We start from the raw sequence: 5,525 nt of genomic DNA, 5'->3' as shown, positions 1-5,525 counted from the left end.
ACCGCGCAGCGCGGCTTCGCCGCGACCGCTGAGCGGCAGCGGCAGCACCCGGGACCCGAGGCGGGACCGGTCCGCCGGTCCCCCCTCGGGTCCCGGGTCCGGGGCCTGCTCCACGATGACGTGCGCGTTGGTCCCGCTCGCCCCGAACGACGACACCGCCGCCCGCCGGGGACGCCCGGTCGCCGGCCACGGCCGGGCGTCGCCGAGCAGCCGGACGTTCCCGCCCTCCCAGTCGACGTGCTCCGAGGGCCGGTCCACGTGCAGGGTCCTGGGCAGCAGGCCGTGCCGCATCGCCATGACCATCTTGATGACGCTGCCGACCCCGGCCGCCGCCTGGGTGTGGCCGATGTTGGACTTGAGCGAGCCCAGCCAGAGGGGGTCGCCCTCGCCCCGGTCCCGGCCGTACACCGCCTGCAGCGCCTTGATCTCGATCGGGTCGCCGAGCACCGTGCCGGTGCCGTGCCCGTCCACGGCGTCCACCTCGTCGGGGCGCACGCCGGCGTTGGCCAGCGCCTGCCGCACGACCCGCTGCTGGGAGGGGCCGTTGGGGGCGGTGAGGCCGTTGGAGGCGCCGTCCTGGTTGATCGCCGAGCCGCGGAGCACGGCGAGCACGGGGTGGCCGTTCTGCCGGGCGTCGGAGAGCCGCTCCAGCACCAGCAGGCCGGCGCCCTCGGCGAAACCGGTCCCGTCGGCGCCCGCGCCGAACGCCTTGCAGCGGCCGTCGGCGGACAGCCCCTGCTTGTCGAACTCCTGCAGGTCGATCGGGGTGGCCATGACGGTGGCGCCGCCGGCCAGCGCCAGCGCGCACTCCCCGGACCGCAGCGCCTGCGCGGCCAGGTGCATCGCCACCAGCGACGACGAGCACGCCGTGTCGACCGTCAGCGCGGGCCCCTCCAGGCCGAACTGGTAGGAGACCCGCCCGGCGAGCACCGCGGCGGAGGTCCCGGTGAGCAGGTAGCCGTCGGCCAGCTCGGCGCTGCCGAGGAGCAGGTCCGCGTAGTCCTGGTCGCTGGTGCCGACGAACACGCCGGTCTGGCTGCCCCGCAACGACTTCGGGTCGATCCCGGTGCGCTCCAGCGCTTCCCAGGTCAGTTCCAGCAGCAACCGCTGCTGCGGGTCCATCGAGGCCGCCTCGCGCGGCGAGATGCCGAAGAACGCGGCGTCGAACTGCGCCACGTCGTCGAGGAAGCCACCGCCGCGCACGTGGGTGGCGCCCTGCCGCGTCGGATCCGGGTGCAGCAGGGTGTCCAGGTCCCAGCCCCGGTCGGTCGGCAGCCCCGACACCGCGTCGCGCCCGCCGTCCACCAGCTCCCAGAGCTGCTCCGGCGAGCCGACGCCACCCGGGTAGCGGCAGGCCATGCCGACCACGACGATCGGGTCGGTGGAGGGCGCGGCGAGGGGGGCGATCGCGCCGGGTTCCTCGTCGGCCCTGTTCGTCACCAGGCCGACCAGGTACGACGCCAGGGCGGCGGGCGTGGGGTAGTCGAAGGCCAGGGTGCCGGGCAGCCGGAGGTCGAGCGCCGCGTTCAGCCGGTCCCGCAGCTCCACCGCCGCGAGCGAGCTGAAACCCAGGTCCTGGAAGGTGCGCTCGACGTCGACCGCGGCCGGCGAGTCGTGGCCCAGCACCAGGGCGATCGAGGTCCGCACCAGGTCGCTCATGACCCGGCGCTGGTCCACGACGGCCAGCACGTCCGCGGTCCGGGCGCCGGTGTCCGGCTCGGGCGCGGCGGCCGGGGGCGGGTCCGCGGGGGCCGGGGCGGTGGAGCCGTCGCGCGGCAGCCAGTGCCGGTGCCGCTGGAAGGCGTAGGTCGGCAGGTCCACCCGCGGGCCCCCGTCGGGGAACAGCGCCGCCCAGCCCACCTCGCCGCCGCCGGCGAAGAGGCGGCCGGCCGCGGCGAGCAGGGCGACGGCCTCGGGCCGGTCGCGGCGGGACGCGGCCACCGCCGTCACCCGCCGGTCGGTGGGCAGGCATTCCCGGACCATGGTGGAGAGCACCGCGTCCGGTCCCAGCTCCAGGAACCGGGTGACCCCCCGCTCGCGCAGGGTGGCCACGCCGTCGGCGAAGCGCACCTGCTCGCGCGCCTGGCGGACCCAGTGCCCGGGATCGCCGAGCGTGGCCGCGTCGGCCAGGGCACCGGTCAGGGTGGACACCACCGGGATGTCGGGCGCGCCGAAGGCAAGCCCGGCGACGACGGCCCGGAAGTCCTCCAGCACCGGGTCCATCAGCTCCGAGTGGAACGCGTGGCTGGTGGTGAGCCGGCGGGTCCGGTGGCCGGCGGCGGTCAGCCGGGCCACGACCCGGGCCACCGGTTCCTCTGCCCCGGACAGCACGACGGAGTCGGGGCTGTTCACCGCGGCCACGGACACCCCGGCCTCGGTCGCGACCAGCGGGGCCACCACGTCCGGGGCGGCGTTCACCGCGACCATGGCGCCGCCCTCCGGCAGCGCCTGCATCAGCCGGCCGCGCGCCACGACCATGCGAGCGGCGTCTTCGAGGGACAGCACGCCGGCCACGTGCGCGGCGCTGATCTCGCCGATCGAGTGGCCGGCGACGAAGTCCGGCCGGATGCCCCACGACCGGACGAGCCGGAACAGGGCGACCTCGAAGGCGAACAGCGCCGGCTGGGCGTGCTCGGTGCGGTCCAGCGACGGGCCGCCCTCCCACATCAGCTCGCGCAGCGACCGGCCCAGCAGCTCGTCGACCACGCCGCAGACCTCGTCCAGCGCCGAGTCGAACACCGGGTACCGCGCCGCCAGCTCCCGCCCCATCCCGGCGCGCTGGGCGCCCTGACCGGTGAACACGATCGCCAGGCGGCCCTCCGCCGCCCGACCGGCGTGCACCGCGGCGCTGTCCGTGCCGGCGGCCAGCGCGGACAGGCCGGCCAGCAGGGCCGCCCTGTCCTCGGCGACCACCACCGCGCGGTCGGCCAGCACGGCGCGGGTGGTGACCAGGCTCCGCCCGATGTCGGCCGGCTCCAGCTCCGGGTGGCGCTCGACGAAGGAGCGCAGCTCCTCGGCCTGGCCGCGCAGCCCGGCGGCGCCCCGACCCGTCACCACGAACGGCCACGGACCGGTGTCGGCCCGCCGCACCGGCGCGGAGCCGGTCGCGGCCGGGTCGTCGGGGGCCTGCTCCAGGATGACGTGGGCGTTGGTGCCGCTGATCCCGAACGACGACACCGCGGCGCGCCGGGGACGGCCCCGGTCGGGCCACCGCCGCGGGTCGGTGAGGAGCCGGACCGTCCCCGCCGACCAGTCCACGTGGGACGTCGGCCGCTGGGCGTGCAGGGTCCTGGGCAACTCGCCGTGGCGCATGGCCATGACCATCTTGATCACGCCGCCGACGCCGGCCGCCGCCTGCGGGTGCCCGATGTTCGACTTCAGCGACCCGATCCACAACGGCGCGTCCGCCGTCCGCTCCCGGCCGTAGGTGGCCAGCAGGGCCCTGGCCTCGATCGGGTCGCCCAACCTGGTGCCGGTGCCGTGCGCCTCGACCGCGTCCACGTCGGTCGAGGACACGCCGGCGTTGGCGAGCGCGGCCCGGATGACCTGGCGCTGGGCCTCGCCGCTCGGCGCGGTGAGGCCGTTGGAGGCGCCGTCCTGGTTGAGGGCGGACCCGGTCACGAGGGCCAGCACCCGGTGGCCGTTGCGCCGGGCGTCGGACAGCCGCTCGACCACGAGCACGCCGACGCCCTCACCCCAGCCCATGCCGTCGGCCTCGTCGCCGAATGCCTTGCAGCGGCCGTCCGCGGCGATCCCGCGCTGCCGGGCGAACTCGATCAGCGAAGCCGGACCCGACATGATCGTCGCCCCGCCGACCAGGGCGAGCGAGCACTCCCGCGAGCGCAGCGCCTGGGTGGCCAGGTGCAGCGCGACCAGCGAGGAGGAGCACGCCGTGTCCACGGTGACCGCGGGCCCTCGCAGGCCGAACGCGTAGGACAGCCGCCCGGAGACGACGCTGGCGATGTTGCCGGTGAGCGTGTAGCCCTCGTAGGTCGACGGCACGGTGCGCAGCGAGATGTAGTCCTGGTAGCTGACGCCGACGTACACGCCGGTCTGGCTCCCCCGCACCGCGTCGGCGCTGATCCCCGCGCGTTCCAGGGCCTCCCACGAGGTCTCCAGGAGCAGCCGCTGGTGCGGGTCCATCACGGTCGCTTCGCGCGGGGGGATGGCGAAGAAGTCGTGGTCGAACAGGTACGGCGACCGCAGGAAACCGCCGCCCCGCGAGTACGTCCGGCCCACCTTCTCGGGGTCGGGGTCGTAGAGCTCGTCCAGGTTCCAGCCGCGGTCGGTCGGGAAGCCGGACACCGCGTCGGTGCCGTCGGCCACGAGCCGCCACAGGGCTTCGGGGCTGTCGGCGTCGCCGGGGAAGCGGCAGGCCATGCCGACGATGGCGATCGGCTCCCGGTCCCGCGCCTCGACCTCGCCGAGCCGCTGCCGGATCCGCTCGTTCTCCTTGAGCGCGTTGCGCAGCGCGTCAACGAGCTCGTTCATGGAGGCGGTGGTCATGAGGTCGGTCCCTCCGACTGGTCGCTCGCATCGGTTCGGCCGTATGCGGCGCGAATGAGGTCAGCCATGTCCATCGAGTCGATCGCGCTGGTGGGCGCGGCACCGTCGGCGAGCTCGGGGCCGGTGGCGTCGTCGACGCCCTCACCGGTCCCGCTCCCGGGGGTCCCGGTGTCCTCGCCGAACAGCTCGGAGTGCACCAGCTCGGCGACCGAGGCGGGCGTCGGGTGGTCGAAGACCAGCGTGGCGGGCAGTTGCAGGCCGGTCGCCGCGCCGAGCCGGTTCCGGAGCCGCAGCGCGGTGAGCGAGTCGAACCCGATCTCCTGGAAGCTGCGCCCCGACTCGACCGAGCCGGTGTCGGGGTACCCGAGCACGGCCGCCACCTCGGTCCGGACGAGTTCGGTCAGCGAATGCGCCCGCTCGGTGGCGGGCAGGCCGGCGAGCCGCTCGCGCACGTCGGTGTCGGCCGCCCCTCCCGCCGTCGGCCCGGGGTCGGCCTCCCCGGTCGGCAGCAGCTCCGCGAGCAGCGAGGCCGATCGGGTGCCGATCAGCTCGGCGGCGAACGAGGACCACTCGACGTCCGCCACGACCACGGCCGTCTCGTCGCGGTCGATCACCTGGTCCAGGGCCTGGATGGCGTGGCGGGGTTCCATCGCGCGCACGCCGCGGGCCGCCAGCCGCCGCGCCGCGCCGTCGCGGTCGCCGAGCCCCGGGCCCCGCCAGAGCCCCCAGGCGATGGAGGTCCCGGGCAGGCCGAGGGCCCTGCGGTGCGCGGCCAGCGCGTCCAGCGAGCTGTTCGCGGCGGCGTAGTTGGCCTGGCCAGCCGGGCCGACCGTGCCGACGAACGACGAGAACAGGACGAAGTCGACGAGGTCGTGGTCCTTCGTCAGCTCGTGCAGGTGCCAGGCGGCGGCCACCTTCGGGCGGAACACCCGCTCGAAGCGCTCCGGGGTGAGCCGGTCGATGACGCCGTCGTCGAGCACGCCCGCGGTGTGCACGACCGTGGTCAGCGGGTGCTCCGC

2 protein-coding genes are annotated in these 5,525 nt (G+C 75.6%); both read right to left on the bottom strand.

Going from position 1 to position 5,525, the window contains the following annotated elements; genetic code table 11:
• On the bottom strand, positions 1–4,491 hold a 4,491-nt coding region (locus ACFV4N_RS39025; RefSeq protein WP_499677713.1), incomplete at its 3' end, for a beta-ketoacyl synthase N-terminal-like domain-containing protein.
• 11 nt (positions 4,492–4,502) lie between these two features.
• The coding region (locus ACFV4N_RS39020; protein ID WP_499677712.1) for a beta-ketoacyl reductase at positions 4,503–5,525 on the bottom strand (1,023 nt) is incomplete at its 5' end.

It is taken from the genome of Actinosynnema sp. NPDC059797 (assembly GCF_042732085.1).
GTDB lineage: Bacteria > Actinomycetota > Actinomycetes > Mycobacteriales > Pseudonocardiaceae > Actinosynnema.
This window is presented reverse-complemented; position numbering and strand designations above follow the sequence as displayed.